Raw genomic sequence first — 19,730 nt, 5'->3', positions numbered from 1 at the left:
ATACGCTCACCTGCCGTCAGGTGATTCAAGAACCGAGGTGCGTGGCGGCGGCCCGGTCCCCCGGAAGGCGGCGGTTCCGCGCCGCCCTCCGGGCCGGTCGGCTGACCGGTCAGTCGACCGGGAACGCGTAGACCATCCGGCCGCGCCGGACGAGCGCGCTCTTCCCGAAGGGCAGTACCTGGTACGTGCTGGTGACCGTGGCGCCCTTCGGGTCCTGTTCCCCGATGTCCTGGAACTTCCACAGCCGCCGCCCGTCCGCCGCCGCGAACGCGGTGACCTGGCCGGAGCTCGCCGCGAGCAGGGTCCCGCCGGTGCTGCTGACGCTGATCACGGGCGTCACGTCGGTGCGCGGCCCCTCCGTCGAGCGCTGCCAGCGCGGCCGCCCGGTCGCCCGGTCGACCGCCCCCACCTCCTGGTTGCTGTTGGTGGTGTGCAGCAGTTCGCCGGCCTCGACCGAGTTCCCGAAGTGGGAGCCGCGGGTGCCGTTGAGCGTCCACCTCGGCTTTCCGTCGGGCGTCCCGAAGGCCCGGAGGTCGTCACCGACGGCCGCGTACAGCAGGCCGTCCGCATCGCCCACGGCCGCGCCGCCGGGCGTGACGGTGCCGAACGCCTCGGTCCACTTCGCCTTCCCGGTCTTCCGGTCGAAGCTGCGGAACTTCCCCTTGCCCTTCGCCGCCTTCACGTCCGCCGCGGTGAGCGACTGCTGGCTCTGCCGTACGACGATGTCGTCCGGCCGCACCGCGATCAGCCGGTACTCCGGCGCCTCCGGGCCCCGGCCGGTGGGTACGGGCGTCCGCCACAGCTCCTTGCGCTGCTCGATGTCGTACCCGAACAGATACGACTTGACGACCACCTTGTCCTTGCCGCGCTTCTTGCCCTTCTTCGGCTTGGGGGCCTTCACGGTGGACTTGGTGGAACCGGTGAACCAGACGGTCGAACCGGACGCGCCGACGAGATCGGGCACCACCAGGTGCGGGGCGCCGTCGAATCCGTCGGCGTACGCCAGCCGGTGGGCGACCTTTCCGTCCTTCGCCGACAGCCACAGGAACTCGTCCGGAGCGGCGACGAAGCACAGCTCCTTGCCCGCGGGCAGGGCCGCCTGTCCCTTGGCGGCGTCCGCGTTCTGCCAGACCCGGTCGCCGGTGCGCAGGTCGATGGCGGTGGCATGGTCCGCGTCGGTGAGCACCAGCAGCCGGTCGTTCCAGAGCGCGGCGGTGCGCGGGGCCGGTTCGGACTCCGGGTGCGTGTGGATCCAGCGCGGCTGCGGAGGCAGTCCGGCGACGGCGGCCCGGCTGGTGCTCGGGGCGGGCTTGGCGTCGTCCGTGGGCTCGTCATCGTCGCCGGAATCGAGCGCGAACACCGCGCCACCGCCGACGAGCAGCCCGGCGACCCCGGCCGCGGCTCCGATCAGCAGGCTCCGGCGTCCGGCGGAGGGGCGCTCGGGAGCGGCCGCGAGAGGGAAGGGGGCGGGAAGCGGAGCAGGGCCCTGGGCAGCCGGGTGGGGCACCGGGTGTCCCGTGTGGAGGAAGGGCGCCGCGGGGGCGGTGTAGGGCAGCGGCTGAGGCGCCTGGGGGGACTGAGGCGCCTGACCGGCCGGTGGTCCGGCGGGGCCGGTCACCTCAGGGTTGAGCACGAGTTGGGTCGTCGCCAGATCGGACCGGGGTGCACGGGGGTCGATGATCCCGAACTGGGCGGTACGGGTGTCCCGGCCGGCCGCGGGCTCCCCGGACCCGTCGCCGGCGGGGAGCGCCAGGGGCACGGCGTCCTGAACGTCGGGGACTTCGGGGGCGTCCGCGTCCGGAGCGCCCGTCGCACCCGGCACGTCCGGGCCCTCCGGAGCGCCCGTCGCACCTACCGCGCCCGTCGCGCCCGTCGCGTCGGCCGTCTCTGCCGTATCCGTGACGGGTACGGCGTCCTCGATGACGGGCGGCGCGGTCTCCAGTGCCTGGGCGCGCATGCCCTGTTCCGCCACCGCCGCCGCCAGCGGAGCCGGCAGCCAGTCGCCGCCCTTCGCGAGCCCGGCCGCGCCCTCCAGGGCCAGTTCCGCGGCCACCGCACCGGCCGTCGGCCGGTCGGCCGGGTCCTTCGCCAGGCAGCGGCCGATCAGATCGCGCAACGCGTCCGGCACGGAAGCCAGTTCCGGGTCGGTGTGGGCGATCCGCTCCGCGGCCTCCGTGGCGGGACCGTCCGCCAGCGGGGTGCTGCCGGTCGCCGCGTACGCGAGCAGCAGGCCCAGCACGAAGAGGTCGGAGGCCGGACCGGCCTCCTCACCCTCGATCTGCTCCGGGGTCAGATAGCCGAGCCGGACGGAGAGCTGCCCGCCCGGCCGCGCCTCCGCGTCGGCTGCCGCACCCAGCGGGCCGAAGGCGGTGAGCCGGGGCCCGTCCCCGGCCAGCAGCACCGTCCTGGGGGCGAGCCCCTGCAGGACGGCTCCGGTGGCGTGCACCCGGGAGAGGGTCTCCGCGATGCCCGCGCCCAGTATCCGCACGGCCCGCTCGGGGAGCGGCCCGGCGGTCTCGATCGCCTCGGCGAGAGTCAGCGCCGGTACGTACTCCGCGGCCGCCCACAGCGGCTCGTCCTCCTCCGCCCCGTCCGTACCGGTGCCGAGCTGCGCCGCCACCCAGCCACCGGCCAGCCGGTCCGCGGTCCTGGCCTCCGCCTCGAAGTGCCGCCGGAAGCCGGGCAGCGCGGCCAGCTCGGGCCGCGCCGCCGTGATCACGGCAAGGTCCTGCGGGGTCGCGCCGCGCGCGAGGTACTGCACCGCCGCGGCCGTCTCACGCAGCCGCACCAGCGCCGTGTACGGGCCGAAGCGGCGTGGATCGTCCTGACGCAGCGCCTCCATGGCGCACCCCCTATATGACCGTCCTCGGACCTGACCGTCGATCTTAGACCGACCGGCACTTCTCAGCCCGACCGGCACAGGGGCGGCCGGTCCGGCTCCGGCCCGCGCCGCCCCGTCAACGTCATCCCGGCTTCGACCAGGGCCACTTGGGGCTGTGGCGCTCGCGGCCGCCCGGGGCGTACTCGTACACCCAGCCGCGCTGGATGCCCAGCCGCTTGGAGTACCCGGCCGGGACCCGCCGGTACGCGTGCACGGTGGCGGGCCCGCCGTCGGCGTCCGGGACCGGGACCTCGTACCACTTGGGCGGGTGGCCGGTCGCGCCGAGGAGTACGGGCAGGGCCCGCCCGTCCAGCGGGCCGCCGGTGAAGGGGACGTTCTCGCTTCTCACCCGCCCAGTCTGACCGATCAGCCGGGGGGCAGCAGATGCGCCGCCGCACCGACCACCGGGATCAGCCGCTCCGCCAGCCGGCCGGCCGGGCCCGCCGCCGTCTCCAGGGGCAGCAGTTCGGCCACGGCGGTGGCGGTGGCCGGGTCCGTGGCCGCGGTGACCGCGAGGAGGCCGATGAACTGGTCGACGAGCCAGTCGCGCAGCTCGGACGCGGCCGGCTGCTTCCCCTCGTCCAGCCAGATCAGCGAGGCCGCCTCGACGGCCGCGATCCAGGTGCGCACCATCATCCGCAGCCGGGCCCCGGGGTCGCTGCCCGCGCCCCGGCCCAGGTGCAGCAGGATCTGGTCGGCCGCCGCCCGTCGCACCTCGTCGACGATCGTGCTCGTACGCGACGTCTCCGCGACACTGCCGCCGCGCAGCAGCGCGCTGAAACCGGCGTCGTGCTGGTCGACGAAGGCGAGATAGCGGTCCAGCACCCGCCTCACCCGCTCCGTGGGCGGGCCCACGGCCGGTTCCGCGAAGCACAGGATCAGTTCCTCCGCGGCGGACCTGAGGGCGGCCTCGTACAACTGCTGGCGCCCGCCGGGGAAGTAGCGGTAGACCAGCGGCCGGGAGACGCCGGCCACCGTGGCGACCTCGTCGAGCGAGACCTCGTCGGGGGCTCGGTGCGCGAAGAGGGTGAGTGCCGCACCGAGGAGCTGGGTGCGCCGCTCCTCGACGCTGAGCCTTCGGTACGCGCGCTGCGGGGGCGCGGCTGCGGCAGGGGTCATACCCGCAAGCCTAAGGGCTTCCACCCTCAGGCGAGCAGGCCCGAGTTCTTCCACAGCCTGCGGCCCACCCCGTTGAGGACCCCGATGTCGTCGAAGAAGTCGGTGAGCCGCTTGGCGCCCGACTGCATGACCTCCGCCCGGTGTCCGCTCTCCCGTACCTGGGCGACGGCCTCCTGGCGGTCCAGGCCCACGTTCTCGTACACCTGCGGGTTGACGAAGCAGACGGAGAAGACGCGGGCCGCCTCGCCGCAGCTGACCCGGGTCAGCTCGCGCTCCCAGCGCGGCGCGGTCACCATCTGGCGGCGCAGCTCCTCGCGGGCGTACCGGACGTGCCGGGCCTCCTCGATCACATGGATGCGGGTCACACCGCGCACCAGGCTCTGGACGCGCTCGTCGGGGAAGGTCAGCCGCTGCATCCAGTCGAGGATCTCCTCGCCGAGCAGGGTGGCCGCGAACGAACCGGGCGTGGTGGAGATGGTCTTCAGCACCCGCGCGAGGTTGTGGTAGCGGCGGGGGACCGGGTAGCAGGGCGCACCGCCCCAGGTGATCATCCGGCCGAACATCATCGAGTGCCGGCACTCGTCGGCTATCTCCGTGAGGGCGTACCGGACGTGGTTGCTGACCACCGGCTTGTCGTAGATGTGCCGGACCAGCAGCTGCATCAGGATGATCTCGAACCAGATGCCGAGCGAGGCCAGCGAGGCCGACTCGTGCCGGGCCAGCTCCTGCCGCTGCTCCAGCGACATCTTCCGCCACAGCGGGGTGTCGTAGAGCGAGACCAGCTCGGGCGGCCAGAACCACTTGCCGTCCTCGGCCGCCGAGTCCCAGTCGAGCTCCTTGTCGGGGTCGAAGGAGTGCTTGGCCGAGGCCTCCAGCAGCCGTTCCGCGATCTGCTCGCGGTCCCGGAGGGGGCCGAGTGCGTCACGGAGCAGCCGCACGTCGTGTTCGGTCACTGTCGTCATGGCTGGATCCACCTCACACCTGGATTACCGGCGGTCACCTCTTATGAGACCGTCCGTCAGCAAGCTCGTCAATCCCTTGCGCACGACTTGTTGACCCGGCGTCTACCAACGTGTGAACCTGCCAACTGAGCCAGCCGGCGCGTGAATTGCCGAAGCATGCGAGGCGAAGGAGCCGTCCATGTCGACCCACGACCTCTACACCACCGCCCCCGACCAGCCGCTGTGGACCGTGCCCGCCTCCGGAGCCGCCCGCTTCAGCTGGGACTACGACGACGGCCGCGAACGTCTTCTCGCCCTCTACCAGAAGGGCAAGGACAAGCAGTGGGACGGCAACAAGCGCATCGACTGGAGCCTGGAGGTCGATCCCACCGACCCGCTCGGCACCCCTGACGAGGCCCTCACCCTGTACGGCACCCCGCACTGGGCGAAGATGACCGAGAGGGACCGGGGCGAGCTGCGTCAGCACTACACCTCCTGGCAGTTCAGCCAGTTCCTCCACGGCGAGCAGGGCGCGATGGTCTGCGCGGCCCGGATCGTGGAGTCCGTCCCCGATCTGGACGCCAAGTTCTACTCCGCGACCCAGACGATGGACGAGGCCCGGCACGCGGAGATCTACGGCCGGTTCCTGCACGAGAAGATCGGGATGCTGTACCCGGTCAACGACAACCTCCAGGGTCTCCTGGGGGACACCCTGCGCGACTCCCGCTGGGACATGCCCTACCTCGGCATGCAGGTCCTCATCGAGGGCCTCGCGCTGGCCGCGTTCGGGATGATCCGCGACACCACGACCAAGCCGCTGCCCAAGCAGATCCTCGCCTACGTCATGCAGGACGAGGCCCGCCACGTGGCCTTCGGCAGGATGGCGCTGCGCGACTACTACAAGCAGCTGAGCGACGCGGAACTGCGCGAGCGCGAGGAGTTCGTCATCGAGGGCTGCTACCTGATGCGCGACCGGCTCAGCGGCGTGGAGGTGCTGGAGAACTTCGGCATCGGCAAGCAGGAGGCCAAGGAGCTCTCCGAGCACTCCGAGTTCCTCCAGCTGTTCCGCAAGCTGCTGTTCAGCCGGATCGTGCCGTGCGTCAAGGACATCGGCCTGTGGGGCGAGCGGCTCCAGAAGGCCTACGTCGACATGGGCGTACTCGAACTGGGCGACTCCAGCCTGGACCTGCTGATGGCGCAGGACGAGGAGATCGCCGAACAGCTGGACCGGGACCGCTTCGCGGCGGAGGAGCACGCGCGGGTCGCGGAGGTCGCGGAGGCGATAGCGGACGGGGGCGAGGCGGCGCCCTCGGCCACCTGAAACCGGGGCGGCGCGGGGCGCGCTGAGTAAGGTCGGCCGTATGCCTCGGAGCGATCACAGCGCCGGTCCGGCCGGGCCCGTCCCGGACCGGGACCATCTCGCACGCCTCGCCGCCCACCGGTCGGTCTCCACCCACCTGTCGCTGCTGAGCGACCACCGGCTCCGCGACCTGGTCCGCGCGGCCGCGCCGACCGGGGCGGGCATCGGCGGCAGGTCGGCGGAGCTGGACGTGTGCGGGCGGCGGGTCTTCGTCAAACGGGTGCCGCTGACAGACCTCGAACTGCGGCCGGAGAACGTGCGGTCGACCGCCAACCTCTTCGGGCTGCCGGTGTTCTACCAGTACGGGATCGGCTCGGCCGGATTCGGCGCCTGGCGGGAGCTGGCCGCGCACACCCTCACCACCGGCTGGGTCCTCGGCGGCGACTGGCCGGACTTTCCGCTGATGTACCACTGGCGCGTCCTGCCGGACTCCGCCCCGCAGGACTTCATTGACGAGTTCGGGGGCATCGACGGGGCCGTCGCCCACTGGGAGGGCTCCTCGGCCGTACGCGACCGGCTGGAGGCCATCGGCGGCTCCTCGGCCGGCCTGGTGCTCTTCCTGGAGCATGTGCCGCAGACCCTCGCGGCCTGGCTGGGCGAGCGGCGCGCGGCGGCCCTGGAGGGTGGGGAGAGCCCGCCGTACGAGTGGCTGGACGAGACCCTGGCCCGAGGGGCGGACTTCATGAGCTCCCAGGGGTTCGTCCACTTCGACGCCCACTTCGGCAACATCCTGACCGACGGCCGTTCGATCCGCTTCGCGGACTTCGGCCTCGCTCTCAGCACCCGGTTCGAACTCTCCCCGGAGGAGTCCGCGTTCCTGGCCGGGCACCTCGCGTACGACCGCCACTACGTCGCCGGGCGCCTGGTCCGCCACCACCTGTTCGACGAGGTGTGCGACGCCGGATTCCTGCGTCGCTGGCTCGCGGGCGACCGCCCCGAGGGCGTACCGGCCGGGGCCGCCGCCGTCCTGGACCGGCACGCGGCGGCGGCCCTGGAACTGGACGGCTTCCACCGCCGCCTGCTCGGGGTGAGCAGGCGGACGCCCTACCCGGCGGCCGGGATCGAGCGGGCGGAGCCGGTCCGCCCGAGCGCCCGCCCGAGGGCGACGCGAGTGAGCCGGCCGAGCGCGGCGGTGAAGAGCGGTGGCCATACGAGCGGCCCGAGGGAGTAGCCGACCGGTACGAAGGGGACCAGAGCCGCGACCGTGGCGCGGACGCCGTCTTCTGACTCTCGAAGACGGCGAACGCGGCCACGGCGACGTGAGAACGCCCCGGCATGAGGGTTTCCGGGCGCGCCAACAGGTCCGCACCGGGGCCCCGTCAGTCCACGTGCCCCCTCAGTCCGACAGTGCCGCCTCCATGACGGAACGGGCGATCGGCGCTGCGCTGCCGCCGCCGCTGATGTCGGCCCGGTCGGCGGCGGCGTCCTCGACGACCACGGCGACCGCGACGGCGGGCCGGGCGGAGTCCTCCGCCTGTGCCCAGGAGATGAACCAGGCGTACGGGGTGCCCGTGTTGTCGACGCCGTGCTGGGCCGTGCCGGTCTTGCCGCCTACCGTCGCGCCGTCGATGCCCGCGTTGCCTCCGGTGCCGTCCTGCACCACGTCGATCATCATCTGCCGCAGCTCCGAGGCCGTCTGCGGATTCATCGCCCGGTGGTACGTGCGCGAACCCGTGGTGCGGACGGTGGAGCCGCTGTGCGTGGTCGTACGGTCCACCAGGTGCGGGTACATGAGCTCGCCGCCGTTGGCCACGGCCGAGGCCACCATCGCCATCTGGAGCGGGGTCGCCGTCGTGTCGAACTGGCCGATCGAGGACAGGGCCAGCTGGTCGTCGCTCATGTCGGTGTCGAAGTTGCTCTTCGCCACCCCGGACGGGATCCTCAGCCCGGTGTCGTTGAAGCCGAACTTCCCGGCCGCCTCCACCATGCCGTCCAGCCCGACCCGTACCCCGAGCCGGGCCATCACGGTGTTGCAGGAGACCCGGATCGCCTCGGCCAGGGAGGCGTCCTCGCAGCCGCTCGCCTCGTCGGGCAGCGTCGTCGAGGTGCCCGGCAGGACGTAGGGGGAGGGGCTGTCGGTGGCGGCGTCCGGGTCCGTGACGACCTCGGCGTCCAGCGCCGCCGCCGCCGTCACGATCTTGAAGGTGGAGCCGGGCGGATAGGTCTGCCGGATGGCCCGGTTGAGCATCGGCTGACCGGTGTCCGCGTTGAGCTCCCGCCAGGCGTCGGTGACGGACGAACCGGTGCCGGAGAGCCGCCCGGGGTCGTACGAGGGCGTCGAGACCAGGGCCAGGATCTTGCCGGTCGTCGGCTCGACGGCCGCGACGGCACCGCGCCGGCCGCCGAGCCCCTCGTAGGCGGCGCGCTGCATGGAGTCCTTGATCGTGGTGGCGACGTCGCCGCCGGGCTGCCGGCTGCGGGTGATCTCGTTCCAGAAGGGGAGCGGGGCGAGCATCGGATCGGCGCCGGACAGGATGTCGTCCTCTGCGTTCTCGATCAGGGTGGTGCCGTACGTCTGCGAGGCGTACCCGGTCACCGGGGCGTACAGCGGGCCGTGGCGGTAGGTGCGCTCGTACGCGAGCTGTTCGCCGGTGTCCTTCGAGCCGGTGACGGGCTTGCCGTCGGCCAGGATGTTGCCGCGCGGCTGGTCGTAACGGTCGATCGTGTTGCGGCGGTTGGCGGCGTTGTCGTCGAGGGAGGGGGCCTCGAAGACCTGGACGCGGGCGGCGTTCAGCAGCAGCGCCACGAGCAGCAGCAGGCAGAAGGCGGCGGCGCGCCGGATGTAGCGGATCACGGCCGGTCCTCCCGGACGGTCGGCACGTACGGGATCACAGCTCGTCCTCCAGGATGGGTGCGATGACTCCGGTCTCCACCTGGTCCGGGTGGGGTCTGCGGGCCTGGTCGCTGACCCGGATCAGCAGCGCCACGATGATCCAGTTGGTGACCACGGACGAGCCGCCCTGGGCGAGGAACGGCATCGCCATACCGGTCAGCGGGATCAGCCCCATCACGCCGCCCGCGATCACGAACACCTGGAGCGCCAGGATCGAGGCGAGACCGATCGAGAGCAGCCGTCCGAACGAGTCGCGCAGGGCGAGCCCGGCCCGGTAGCCGCGCGCCACCAGCAGCGCGTACAGCATGAAGATCGCGGTCAGCCCGGTCAGGCCCAGCTCCTCGCCCGCCGTCGCCAGGATGAAGTCGGACTTGGCGGCGAACCCGATGAGGATGGAGTGCCCGAGCCCGAGCCCGGTGCCGAGCATCCCGCCGGCCGCGAAGGCGAACAGCGACTGGGCGAGCTGGCTCGGGCCCCGGCCCGCGTCGATGGAGGCGAACGGGTCGATCCAGTCCTGCACCCGGCTGTGCACATGCGGTTCGAAGGAGCCGACGACGAACGCGCCGACGGCCGCGAGCAGCAGCCCGACCGCGATCCAGCCGGTCCGGCCGGTCGCCACGTACAACAGGATCACGAACAGGCCGAAGAAGAGCAGCGAGGTGCCCAGGTCGCGCTCCAGGACCAGCACCCCGACGCTGAACAGCCAGATCGCCACGATCGGGCCGAGCACCCGGCCGGTGGGCAGCTGCAGCTTCCAGATCCTGCGGCCGGTGTACGCGAGGGCGTTGCGGTTCGCCGCGAGGTAGGCGGCGAAGAACACTGCGAGCAGGATCTTGGCGAACTCGCCCGGCTGGAAGGAGAATCCGCCGACCCTGATCCAGATCTTGGCGCCGTTCACGGCGGGGAAGAAGATCGGCACGATCATCAGGACGAGCGCGGCGGCGACCGAGAGGTACGCGTACCGCTGGAGCACCCGGTGGTCGCGCAGGAACACCACCACCGCGATGAAGAACGCGACGCCGAGCGTGGACCAGACCAGCTGGGTGGTCGCCGCCTGGTCCTTCGGGGTCTCCAGGTCGAGCCGGTAGATCAGCACCAGCCCGAGTCCGTTGAGCAGGACGGCGATGGGCAGCAGCAGCGGATCCGCGTACGGGGCGCGGAAGCGGACGGCGAGATGGGCCAGCAGGGCGAGCAGCCCGAGGCCGCCGCCGTACCCGGCGACATCGGGCGGGACCGCGTCGTTCCTGGCCAGACCGACGGCGGCGTAGCCGTAGACGGAGATGAGGACGGCCCCGACGAGGAGCGAGAGTTCCACGCCGCGCCGCTTGGGCAGGCGCAGCTCGGGCGGGGGTGCGTCCGCTGTCGTTGCGGTCATGCCACGCAACGTAGCAAGAGGCGGGGGTTATTTCGCTTATGTCATAGTACTGAGGTTCGTGGGGCCCGGGTGGCGGACCGTCAGGACCGTGGTCCGGGCGGCTTCTTCCCGCCCTTCCCGTCCTCGTTCCCGTCCTCGTCCTCGTCCTCGCGGGGTACGTACTCCGGCAGCGTCAGCCGTGCGACCGCCCCGCCGTCCGCCGCGTTCTCGAAGACCAGCCGGGCGCCCATCACCCCGGCCTGCCCGGCGGCGATGGTCAGCCCGAGGCCGTGCCCCTTGCTGCCGCCCTCGGTACGGAAGCGCTGCGGGCCGCCCTCCGTCAGATAGTCCGGGAAGCCCCCGCCGTGATCGCGCACCGTCACCACCGGCCCGTCGACCGTCAGCACGACCGGCGGGCGGCCGTGCCGGTGCGCGTTGCCGATCAGATTGCCGAGCACCCGCTCCAGCCGCCGCCGGTCCGTCTCGACGCGCACCGGCGGCCCGTCCCCGACGACCCCGACCTCCGTACCGGTGCCGGAGGCGGACACCACCCGCTCGACGAGCGGCGCCAGTTCGTACACGTCCAGGTCGACCTGCTCGGTACGGGTGTCGAGCCGGGAGATCTCCAGCAGGTCCTCGGTGAGGGCGCGCATCGTCCGGACCCGGTCCTGGACCAGCTCGGAGGGGCGGCCGGGCGGCAGCAGTTCGGCGGCGGCCGACAGGCCGGTCAGCGGGGTGCGCAGCTCGTGCGCGACATCGGCGGTGAAGCGCTGCTCGGCCAGCAGCTTGCGCTGGAGCGCTGAGGCCATGGTGTCCAGCGCCCCGGCGACGATCGCCACCTCGTCCTGGCGCCGCGAGGGGTCGGCCGTCCGGGGGTCGTTGACGCGGGCGTCGAGGTCGCCGGCCCCGATCCGGCGGGCCACCCGCGCGGTCTGGTGCAGCCGCCGGGTCACCCGGGTGACGGCGAACCCGCCGGCCAGCAGCGTCGCGCCGATCGCCAGCAGCGAGGAGCCGATGATCGCCCCGTCCAGGCCGTTGATCGTGCGGGCGCTCTGGCTGTAGTCGATCCGGGTCGCCAGCGCGTGGCCGTCGGCCGGGGCGGCGGCCCACATCGTCGGGTGGCCGAGGTGCTCCGCGACCATGGTGCCGCGCTCCCCGTCCACCGCCAGCTCGTGCAGCGACGCGGGCAGCCCCGGCGGATCGATGCCGGAACGCGGCGGGAGCGCCTCGCCCGCCTCGTAGGCGGCGGTCACGTCCGTCAGCCGGGCCAGCGCCTTCTCGCGGGCGTGGCCCACTGTCTGGCGGGTGACCGCGGTGTGCACCAGCACTCCCAGCAGGGCCGCGAGCACGCAGCACATCACGGTGATGAAGACGGCGGACTTCCAGGTCAGCGTCGCGGTCCAGGCGGGCATCCGCAGCCCGTGCCGCCCGGCTGCGGCCCGCCGGCTCACCGGCGCTCCGCGGAGACGGCCGCCGAGGGCGCCGCGCTGGGTACGGCGGTCCGCCGCGCGGAGGGAGGCGCCGCCGTCGGCGCGGCGGAGGGCAGCTCGCCGGGCCGTTCGGTGGGGCGCCGGGGCCGCGGGTGGCTCCGGCCGGGCTCCGGCCTCGGCGTCATGCGCAGGATCCCGTCCTGGGTGGGCAGCATGGCGCGCTGCCTGCTGTCCCAGGACCAGGCCGTGCGGTACTCGTACCCGGTGATGGCCGAAGGCGCCCGCATGATCAGGTCCCGGCCCGCCAGCTCCACGCTGATCACCGCGTCCGAGGTGGACATGATCCGGGTCAGCCCGCTCCGCTCCGGCATGTAGACCCGCACGGACAGCTGGCGGTCCGCCAGCTTGACGGCGAGGACCAGCTCGTCCCTGCCGTCGCCCGTCAGATCGCGGTAGTACGGCGCGAGCACCGGGCAGTCGTCCGGCTCGGTCCGGCAGGCGTTGATCCGGCGGACCGCCGCCGCCGGGAGTTCGTCCGTACCGCTGGCCCGGTCGGGGTGCGCTTTCAGACCCGCCTGCACCACCGCCACCGGGTCCAGCCGGTGCACATCGCCGCCCGGGACGGTGATGCCGGGGATGTGCGCGGTCTCGCCCTCGCCGTAGTCGTACGGAGCGGCGGAGGCGGGCGGCAGCTCCGGCCAGAGGCGGGCCGGGCCGATGGCGGCCGGAACCGGGCCGGTGCTCTTCAGCCCGCCGCCGGTGCCGCACCCGGCCAGCAGGGCGGCGCCGGCCAGCAGCGCCGCCGCCCGGTGCTGCGCACGCATGGCTTTCTCCGTTCCCGAGGTCTGTGGAGCCGGTGGGCACGCGCTCGCGCACGACCCCGGCTCCACAGACCTTATTCGGGGGGAAGTCTCTTATGCGTATTTAGTGCTGATACTTCAGTGCTGATGCCCCTGATACCTCAGTCACCTCAGTGCTGGTACGGGTTCTGCCCCTGGCCCTGGCCCGGCGCTCCCGGTGCGAAGCCCGGCTGGCCCTGCCCCTGCGCCTGCCCGAACGGGTTGCCGTCCTGCGACGCCACGTGCTGGGCCATCAGCTGCTCGGCCTGCTCCTTGGGTATCCGCTGCTCACCGCCGCAGAACGTGCACTGCGTGGCGAACTTCGTCGAGAACGGGAACAGCGGCACGAAGAACAGCGTGAACTTCGTGACCCGCTTGCGCAGGGTGTGCGCGGACGGATTCCCGCACCAGCCGCAGACCATCGTCATCACGGCCAGTTGGTAGAGATAGCCTCGCGTACCGAAAATGATCATGTTGTGGGTCCCTTCCCCGTATTGCCCATGAGCGCCCGGCGGCAGAGCGCCAGCAGCTTCTCGTCCTCGTATGTGTCATGGCTGCCGTAGCCGCCGTCCATCGCGTTGTGACGGCGTACGGAGGCGAGCTCGGCGCGCAGCACGTGTGCCGCGTCAGAGCCTGCATCAGCGGCCCCCATCCGCGCCAGGCATCCGGCCACCCGAACCCTGACATGGCGGTTCTGTTCCCAGGCGGCCAGGAGTACCGGAACGGACTCCCGGGCCCGCCCGGAAACCTCCCACAGAGCGATCGCCGCGTCCACCCGCAGCCACAGCTCCTCGTGCCCGAGCAGCGCCCGCAGCCGGGGCGCCGTCACCTCCGCGAGCGGGCCGAGCCTGCCCAGCGCGCTCGCCGCCGCCCGCCGCTCGTGCGCGTGATCCGCCTGGAGCCCCTCGATCAGGACGGGCAGCACGGCAGCGGCGTCCCCGTCGACCGCCCAGAGCGCCTCTGCAGCCTCCGTCGCCGCCGAGGTGCCGGGCCGCCGGATCAGCGCCCGCAGCTCCGGCACCGCGCAGGACGCCGCCGGCCCGAACGAGCCGAGCGCCCGCAGCGCCGCCGTACGCAGCCACTCGCCCCGGTACTCCGGCGCCCCGCGCAGCACCCGCAGCACCTCCGGAGCCGCCTCGCCCGCCCGCAGCGCGGTCAGCCCGGCCAGCAGCGGGCTCGCCCGGTCGTACGCCCCCTCGTCGAGCCCCACCTCACCCAGCCTGCGTCGCAGCGCACCGGCCAGCGGACGGGCCGCCGGGCCCAGATAACCGATGGCGAACCCCACGTCGTGCGGCACCTCCGGCCGCTCCAGGGCGGCGGCCAGCGCGGGCACGGCACGGGCATCGCCCAGCCGGGACAGCGCCTTCACCGGGCTGCCGAGCCCCGGCGGCCCGCCCGCCCACTCCTTCACCCACGCGCCCGGATCCGCCGCGACCCGGGCCGCCAGCGCGTCGGCGGCCGGTGCGGCCAGGCCGAACAGCTCCTCCAGCACGTGCGAGGCGGCCTCGGCCAGCCTCGGTTCGGCCGCACCGAGCTGCTCGCCGACCAGCCGCACCAGCTCCGCGTAGGAACCGCGCCAGGCCCGGATCAGCCCGCTGCTCATCCGGACCGCGTCGATGCGCTGCCAGCGGTCGGGGCTGCACAGCTGATCGGTCAGCAGGGCCGTCCGCTCCGCGACCCGGTCGTCGAGCCCGACATGCAGGGTCCGCAGCAGATCGGCCGTCCAGGGCGCGGTGCGCCCCGCGCCCTCCTCGGCGGGCATCGCGCGCAACTGCCCCACCAGCGTCACCGGAGCGGCCCGCTCTTCCGCCCCGGCCGGCTCCGGCTCGCTGTGCGCCTCTGCGGGCCTGCACCCCGGCTCCGGGTCCCCGGCGGCCGAGGAGGACCGCAGCTGCCGCAGCAGGCCCGCCACCACCTGCACCACATCGCCCGGCAGCGCCTGCGGTGCGCAGCGCGCCAGCTGGGCCAGGGCCGCCAGCCGCAGCCCCGGCGGGTAGGCCTCCGCGGCGAGCCGGCTCAGCCAGTCCGCGATCTGGTCGGTCAGCGGACGGTGACGCAGCGCGACCCGCCCGGCCGCCTCGACCAGCGCGAGCCGCACCTCCTCGTCCCGCTCCACCGCGAGACGCTCCCGCAGCAGCGGCAGGACCAGCGCGGGGTTCCCGTGCAGGGTGGCCAGGGCCAGCGGGGCGGAGACCCGCACCCCCGGGTCGTCGTCGGCCATCAGCGCGAAGAACACCCCGGCCCCGGCGGTGACGGCCGCCGCCGCCATGGCGTAGTTCGCCGCGCCCTCGATCTCGTCCTCGTCGATCTCGTCCTCGTCGTCCTCGTCGAGGTCGATGCCGCCGATGCTGGTGAGCAGCTCGACGATGCCGCCGCGGTCCGGTACCGCCGGGTCCACGACCAGCTCGAAGAGGAAGGGGATACAGGCGAGGGTGCACGCGTAGACGTCACCCTGGTGGTGCACGGCCCCGTACATGCCGTCCAGCGCTCCCTCGCGCTCCGCCGGGTCGGCGGACGCGAGGCCCTGGAGCAGGCCGGGCACATCATCGGCAGGCCCGTAGGCATGCTCCATCGAGGCCCAGTCGACCTCGTCGATCCCCGCGAACACGTCATCGCCTCCCCACGACTTACGGCCTCGCCCGCGATGCCGGCGGCGTCGCGGGTGAGGCCGTCTCCACGAAGCAGTGTCTGCGCAGAGTCTGCACCACCGCTCGGACAATCCACCCGCCACATGCGGCCTTTTACCTTTGGACATGACAACAATGGCAACGATGCGGTATGCCCGGGGCCGCGGACGCGCCCGCCAGGGATTACGGGACAGCCCTTAAGCGGTGTCCGGGACCGGACGACCCCGGCCCGGCTCGTTGAGCGGACCGAGCAGATCCCCGTACCGAGCCAGCCGTTCCGCCATGTCACCGGCCAGGAAGACCAGCTCGCCGGGGCTGCGGCACGCCTCGATCTCCGCCCAGGTGACCGGCGCGGAGACGGTGGGCTCGGCCCGCGCGCGCAGGGTGTACGGGGTGGCGGTCGTCTTCGCCGCGGCGTTCTGGCTGAAATCGACGAACACCTTCCCCGGCCGCAGCGCCCGCTTCATCCGGTGCACGGCCAGCTCGGGAAGGTCCAGTTCCGCCCGGACGGCCAGCCCCTTCGCGTACGCCGACACCTGGTCCGAAGGCGTGGGCTCCAGCGGTACGAGCAGGTGCAGGCCCTTGGAGCCCGAGGTCTTCCCGTACGCTTCAAGACCGTCCTCGGCCAGCCGCTCCCGCAGCCAGAGGGCGACCTCGCAGCACTCCACGACGCTCGCGGGCGTTCCGGGATCCAGGTCGAACACCAGCCGGTCGGCCACCCCCGGCGTACCGGCCCGCCACTGCGGCGTGTGGAACTCCACCACCAGATTGGCCGCCCACATCAGCGAGGCCAGATCCGCCACCACGATCTGCCTGGCCCCTTCGTTGTCGTGGTGCGGCACCGGCGCGGTCCGTACCCAGGACGGCGTACCGGGAGGCGGGTTCTTGGTGAAGAACCGCTGCCCGTCCGGCCCGTCCGGATAGCGCAGGAAGGACACGGGCCGCTCCCGCAGATGCGCCAGCAGCGCCTCGGCGGCCGTGGCTGCGTAGTAGTGCAGCACCTCGCCCTTGGTGGTGCCGGTGGCCGGATACAGCACCTTGTCCAGATTGCTGAGCGTCAGGCGCCGCCCCTCCACCTCGGTGATAGGCGACATAGGATAAGGATCACACGCAAAACGTATCAATAGGCTTATATAGGTTCTAAGGGGTGACCGGTGAGGTCCATATGGAATGGCGCCATCTCCTTCGGGCTGGTCAGCATCCCGGTCAAGCTGATCAACGCCACCGAGAACCACTCGGTCTCCTTCCGCCAGATCCACGTCACCGACGGCGGCCGGGTCCGCTACCGCAAGGTGTGCGAGCTGGACGGGGAAGAGGTGACGTCCGCCGAGATCGGCAAGGGCTACGAGGACGCCGACGGCTCGGTGATCCCGATCACCGACGAGGATCTCGGTTCGCTGCCGCTGCCGACGGCCAAGACGATCGAGATCGTCGCTTTCGTACCGGCCGGTGCGATCGACCCGCTCCAGATGGACACGGCCTACTACCTCTCCGCCAACGGGGTCCCGGCGGCCAAGCCGTACACCCTGCTGCGTGAGGCGCTGAAGCGGAGCCGGAAGGTCGCCGTCGCCAAGTACGCCCTGCGCGGCCGCGAGCGCCTCGGGATGCTGCGGGTCGTCGACGACGTGATCGCGATGCACGGCCTGCTCTGGCCGGACGAGATCCGGACCGCACAGGATGTCGCGCCGGAGTCCGGTGTGAAGGTGCGGGACGCCGAACTCGACCTGGCCGACGCCTTGATGGCCACGCTGGGCGAGGTCGACATGGACTCGCTGCACGACGACTACCGGGAGGCGGTCGAGGAGCTCGTCGCGGCCAAGGCGGCTGGCGAGGTGCCGCGGCGGGCGGAGCCCGAGGACACCGGCGGCAAGGTGATCGACCTGGTCGCGGCGCTGGAGAGCAGCGTCCGGGCGGCGAAGGAGGCCCGCGCGGGCGGCGAGGACGCGCCGGTCGCGAAGGTCACCTCGATGGCCGACCACAAGGGTGCGAAGGGCGGCAAGACAGGCGGTTCCGGCTCCTCGACGGCGAGTAAGCCGGCAGAGAAGAAGACGGCAACAAAGAGGACCACGGCGAAGAAGTCCACGGCCAAGAAGACCACGGCCAGGAATAGCGCGGCCAAGAAGAGCACGGCGAAGAAGCGGACCAGTACGAAGAGCACCCCGCGCAAACGCACCTCGGCCTGACCACGGCTTTCGCCCGCCCCGGGCATGGCCGGACGGCCGCCACGGGGCTTGGTGCCCCGGGACGGCCGTCCGGTCCCGCGTCAGGGGATTGTGGGCTCAGTACCTGCGGTACGAGCTCACGTATCCGGGGGCCGGAGTGCCGACACCCGTCACGTCGTCGTAGCCGCGCACCGCCGACAGCGAGGCGTCCTTGCCGAGGCTCCGCACCGAGGTCAGCAGGCCGTCGGCCGCGTCGTACCCGTTGGCGAAGTCCACCCGGGCGACGGCCAGGTCGTGGCCCTTGCCCAGCGGGTGGTCCGTCACGTCGTGGTACGCCTTCGAGTGGTAGCGGGCGTAGATCGCCGGGTTGGCGAAGCCGAGGGACCGGCCGCGCTGCGCCTGCTGCGCGAGGGCCTGGACACCGGCGATGACCGGCGCCGCCAGCGACGTCCCGCCGATCCGGTACTCGTCGTAGCCCAGCGAGCCGTCAGGCATCGTCTGGGTCTGGCCGACCAGGAAGCCGGTGTTCGGGTCAGCCACGGCCGCGACGTCCGGGGCGGTGCGCATCCGGGTCTTCCCGTTGGCCTTCGCCAGCGAGTCCGGCACGATGCCGCGCTGGTAGAACGGCTGCTTCACGGTCGAGCTGGTGCCGCCGCCCGCGCCCGAGGTGTAGGCGCCGGGGAAACCGGTCCAGCTCTTGCCGTCGGCCGCCAGGGGAGCGTTCGTGGTCCCCCAGCCGGTCTCCCACTTGTACGTGTCGTGCTTGCCGACGGCCAGCGACGTACCGCCGACCGAGGTCACCCAGGCGGAGTTCGAGGGGACGTCGATCTGCTTCGTACCGGTGGAGGCGACGTTGTCGCCGTTGTCGCCGGAGGAGAAGTAGAAGCCGATGCCCTCGATCGCGCCCATCTGGAACACCTGGTCGTACGCGAGCGCCAGGTCGGGGGTCTGGTTGGCCTCGACGTCGCCCCACGAGTTGGAGACGATGTCCGCGAGCCGGTGGTCGACGACCTTGGTGAGCGAGTCCAGCAGATCGTCGTCGTAGCAGGAGGCCCCGCCCACGTACACGATGTTCGCGGCGGGTGCGACGGCGTGCACGGCCTCGACGTCGAGGGTCTCCTCGCCGTACCAGCCGGAGGCCCCGCACTCCTCGGTCTTCGTGTAGTCGTCCGGCAGCACCTGGCTGAACTGCCCGTGCTTGTACCGCGCGTCGCCGTTGCGCTTGGCGTACTCGGCGGCGTCCTTCGCGATGGTGGGGGAGGCGTACGCGTCGGTGATGGCGACGGTCACGCCCTTGCCGGTGTAGCTCCCGGCCCCGTACGCGGCGCGCAACTGCTTGCCGGTGTACCCCTTGACCGCGTACGGCACCTTGGACCCGTAGGCGCTCGGCAGGCTGGAGGCGGTCTTGGAACCGTAGTACGAGGACGCCGGGCCGGAGTTGCGGAACACCGCGTCCGGCGGCGGGAGCACCTCGTCGTGGCTGGACTTGCGCGGCGCGTTGTCCAGGCCCGATACGGCGAGCACGTCATCGCTCAGCGCGGACGGCACCGAGGCGGTGGAGGCCGGGGCGCGGTAGGTGTGGGCGCCCTTGCGGTAGTTGCGCAGCTGGGTGCTGAACGCCCTCTCGGTCCGGGCGACTTCGCCGGTTGCCGACACGTAGTGCTGGTTGGCGCCGGTGACGGTCAGCCCGCTCGACTTCAGCCACTGGCTGACCCGGTCGATCTGGCCCTGGGTCGCCCCGAACCGTGCCTGCGCCTGTGCGGCGCTCAGGTACTTCCCGTACGACGGCGACCGCGGGTCGGAGACGGCGGCCGCGTAGGCGGCCAGCCCCTTCGCGTCCCGCCCGGCGAGGTGGACCCGGACGGCGACCTTCCCGCTGTCGGCCGTGGCGCCCCGGTCGGCCGTGGCGGTGGCCCAGGCCGGCTTGGTGCCCTGGAGCGCATCCCGGCCGCTCGGCGCGGAGTCTGCGGCTGCGTTGGGTATCCCGAGGGCGAGCGCACCGGCGAGCAGTGGCAGTGTCGCCGCCATGCTCAGCCCGGCGCGTCGTCCGGCGCGGCTGATTCTCAAAGTAACCCCCTGCGATGTGGGTCTCGCGTGCGGAGCATGTGCCGAATGATGTGCACATGTAATGCGCCACTCTGGCGAGGAACGCTTCATGTACGGGGCATGTAATGACCAAGAATC

At 72.4% G+C, this 19,730-nt stretch carries 15 protein-coding genes; 3 read left to right on the top strand and 12 right to left on the bottom strand.

The window, feature by feature from the left end:
- Positions 1-109 precede the first annotated feature (109 nt).
- The 4 genes from RLT59_RS11035 to RLT59_RS11020 all read right to left on the bottom strand — a co-directional run bounded on the left by RLT59_RS11035 (position 110) and on the right by RLT59_RS11020 (position 4,962).
- Positions 110-2,842: a BamB-related PQQ repeat family beta-propellar protein gene (locus RLT59_RS11035; protein WP_311303239.1), complete on the bottom strand. Its 2,733-nt coding sequence runs from the start codon at positions 2,840-2,842 to the stop codon at positions 110-112.
- 121 nt (positions 2,843-2,963) lie between these two features.
- Entirely contained in the window at positions 2,964-3,230 is a 267-nt protein-coding gene (locus tag RLT59_RS11030) for a DUF8847 domain-containing protein (RefSeq protein ID WP_073736933.1), read from the bottom strand.
- 17 nt (positions 3,231-3,247) lie between these two features.
- Positions 3,248-4,000 carry a TetR/AcrR family transcriptional regulator gene (locus tag RLT59_RS11025; RefSeq protein WP_311303238.1) on the bottom strand — a complete coding sequence of 251 codons (753 nt, stop codon included), beginning with the start codon at positions 3,998-4,000 and terminating at the stop codon, positions 3,248-3,250.
- Positions 4,001-4,026: 26 nt separating this feature from the next.
- A complete protein-coding gene (locus RLT59_RS11020) occupies positions 4,027-4,962 on the bottom strand; it encodes an AurF N-oxygenase family protein (RefSeq protein WP_311303237.1) in 936 nt (311 codons plus the stop codon).
- Positions 4,963-5,140: 178 nt separating this feature from the next.
- Between RLT59_RS11020 and RLT59_RS11015 the strand changes: the two genes are divergently transcribed.
- Both RLT59_RS11015 and RLT59_RS11010 read left to right on the top strand, forming a co-directional pair.
- Positions 5,141-6,262, top strand: coding sequence for a ferritin-like domain-containing protein (locus RLT59_RS11015; RefSeq protein WP_311303236.1), 1,122 nt, complete (start codon positions 5,141-5,143; stop codon positions 6,260-6,262).
- Positions 6,263-6,302: 40 nt separating this feature from the next.
- Positions 6,303-7,472, top strand: coding sequence for a protein kinase family protein (locus RLT59_RS11010; protein ID WP_311303235.1), 1,170 nt, complete (start codon positions 6,303-6,305; stop codon positions 7,470-7,472).
- A gap of 165 nt (positions 7,473-7,637) precedes the next feature.
- Here the strand turns inward: RLT59_RS11010 and RLT59_RS11005 are convergent, their stop codons facing one another.
- From RLT59_RS11005 to ligD, 7 genes are all read right to left on the bottom strand, one after another.
- Entirely contained in the window at positions 7,638-9,095 is a 1,458-nt protein-coding gene (locus RLT59_RS11005; RefSeq protein ID WP_311303234.1) for a peptidoglycan D,D-transpeptidase FtsI family protein, read from the bottom strand.
- Positions 9,096-9,129: 34 nt separating this feature from the next.
- Entirely contained in the window at positions 9,130-10,509 is a 1,380-nt protein-coding gene (locus RLT59_RS11000; RefSeq protein ID WP_311303233.1) for an FtsW/RodA/SpoVE family cell cycle protein, read from the bottom strand.
- An 80-nt stretch (positions 10,510-10,589) separates the two neighbouring features.
- Positions 10,590-11,939, bottom strand: a complete 1,350-nt coding sequence (locus RLT59_RS10995; RefSeq protein WP_399125200.1) for a histidine kinase dimerization/phospho-acceptor domain-containing protein — start codon at positions 11,937-11,939, stop codon at positions 10,590-10,592.
- Positions 11,936-12,742 carry a hypothetical protein gene (locus tag RLT59_RS10990; protein WP_311303232.1) on the bottom strand — a complete coding sequence of 269 codons (807 nt, stop codon included), beginning with the start codon at positions 12,740-12,742 and terminating at the stop codon, positions 11,936-11,938. The genes RLT59_RS10995 and RLT59_RS10990 overlap by 4 nt, the downstream gene beginning before the upstream one ends.
- Positions 12,743-12,888: 146 nt before the next feature.
- Positions 12,889-13,230: a zinc ribbon domain-containing protein gene (locus RLT59_RS10985; protein WP_311303231.1), complete on the bottom strand. Its 342-nt coding sequence runs from the start codon at positions 13,228-13,230 to the stop codon at positions 12,889-12,891.
- Positions 13,227-15,365 carry a HEAT repeat domain-containing protein gene (locus tag RLT59_RS10980; RefSeq protein ID WP_311303230.1) on the bottom strand — a complete coding sequence of 713 codons (2,139 nt, stop codon included), beginning with the start codon at positions 15,363-15,365 and terminating at the stop codon, positions 13,227-13,229. The genes RLT59_RS10985 and RLT59_RS10980 overlap by 4 nt, the downstream gene beginning before the upstream one ends.
- A gap of 216 nt (positions 15,366-15,581) precedes the next feature.
- Positions 15,582-16,478 (bottom strand): non-homologous end-joining DNA ligase, encoded by an 897-nt coding sequence (gene ligD, locus RLT59_RS10975; protein WP_311303229.1) that lies wholly within the window; start codon positions 16,476-16,478, stop codon positions 15,582-15,584.
- Between the two features lie 60 nt (positions 16,479-16,538).
- Here ligD and RLT59_RS10970 point away from each other — a divergent pair, with 60 nt between their 5' ends.
- On the top strand, positions 16,539-17,567 hold the full coding sequence (locus RLT59_RS10970; RefSeq protein WP_311303228.1) for a non-homologous end joining protein Ku: 1,029 nt from the start codon (positions 16,539-16,541) through the stop codon (positions 17,565-17,567).
- 96 nt (positions 17,568-17,663) lie between these two features.
- Here the strand turns inward: RLT59_RS10970 and RLT59_RS10965 are convergent, their stop codons facing one another.
- The gene (locus RLT59_RS10965; protein WP_311307681.1) at positions 17,664-19,574 is read right to left on the bottom strand and encodes a S53 family peptidase; all 1,911 of its coding nucleotides are present in this window, start codon (positions 19,572-19,574) and stop codon (positions 17,664-17,666) included.
- Positions 19,575-19,730: the final 156 nt, after the last annotated feature.

The sequence above is a fragment of the Streptomyces sp. ITFR-6 genome (assembly GCF_031844725.1).
Taxonomy (GTDB): domain Bacteria; phylum Actinomycetota; class Actinomycetes; order Streptomycetales; family Streptomycetaceae; genus Streptomyces.
This window is presented reverse-complemented; position numbering and strand designations above follow the sequence as displayed.

What these genes read in the sequence shown, in the direction of transcription:
- RLT59_RS11035 (WP_311303239.1), bottom strand. Translation starts at nt 2,842, where the DNA reads ATGGAGGCGCTGCGTCAGGACGATCCACGCCGCTTCGGCCCGTACACG.
- RLT59_RS11025 (WP_311303238.1), bottom strand. Translation starts at nt 4,000, where the DNA reads ATGACCCCTGCCGCAGCCGCGCCCCCGCAGCGCGCGTACCGAAGGCTC.
- RLT59_RS11020 (WP_311303237.1), bottom strand. Translation starts at nt 4,962, where the DNA reads ATGACGACAGTGACCGAACACGACGTGCGGCTGCTCCGTGACGCACTC.
- RLT59_RS11015 (WP_311303236.1), top strand. Translation starts at nt 5,141, where the DNA reads ATGTCGACCCACGACCTCTACACCACCGCCCCCGACCAGCCGCTGTGG.
- RLT59_RS11010 (WP_311303235.1), top strand. Translation starts at nt 6,303, where the DNA reads ATGCCTCGGAGCGATCACAGCGCCGGTCCGGCCGGGCCCGTCCCGGAC.
- RLT59_RS11000 (WP_311303233.1), bottom strand. Translation starts at nt 10,509, where the DNA reads ATGACCGCAACGACAGCGGACGCACCCCCGCCCGAGCTGCGCCTGCCC.
- RLT59_RS10990 (WP_311303232.1), bottom strand. Translation starts at nt 12,742, where the DNA reads ATGCGTGCGCAGCACCGGGCGGCGGCGCTGCTGGCCGGCGCCGCCCTG.
- RLT59_RS10985 (WP_311303231.1), bottom strand. Translation starts at nt 13,230, where the DNA reads ATGATCATTTTCGGTACGCGAGGCTATCTCTACCAACTGGCCGTGATG.
- ligD (WP_311303229.1), bottom strand. Translation starts at nt 16,478, where the DNA reads ATGTCGCCTATCACCGAGGTGGAGGGGCGGCGCCTGACGCTCAGCAAT.
- RLT59_RS10965 (WP_311307681.1), bottom strand. Translation starts at nt 19,574, where the DNA reads ATGGCGGCGACACTGCCACTGCTCGCCGGTGCGCTCGCCCTCGGGATA.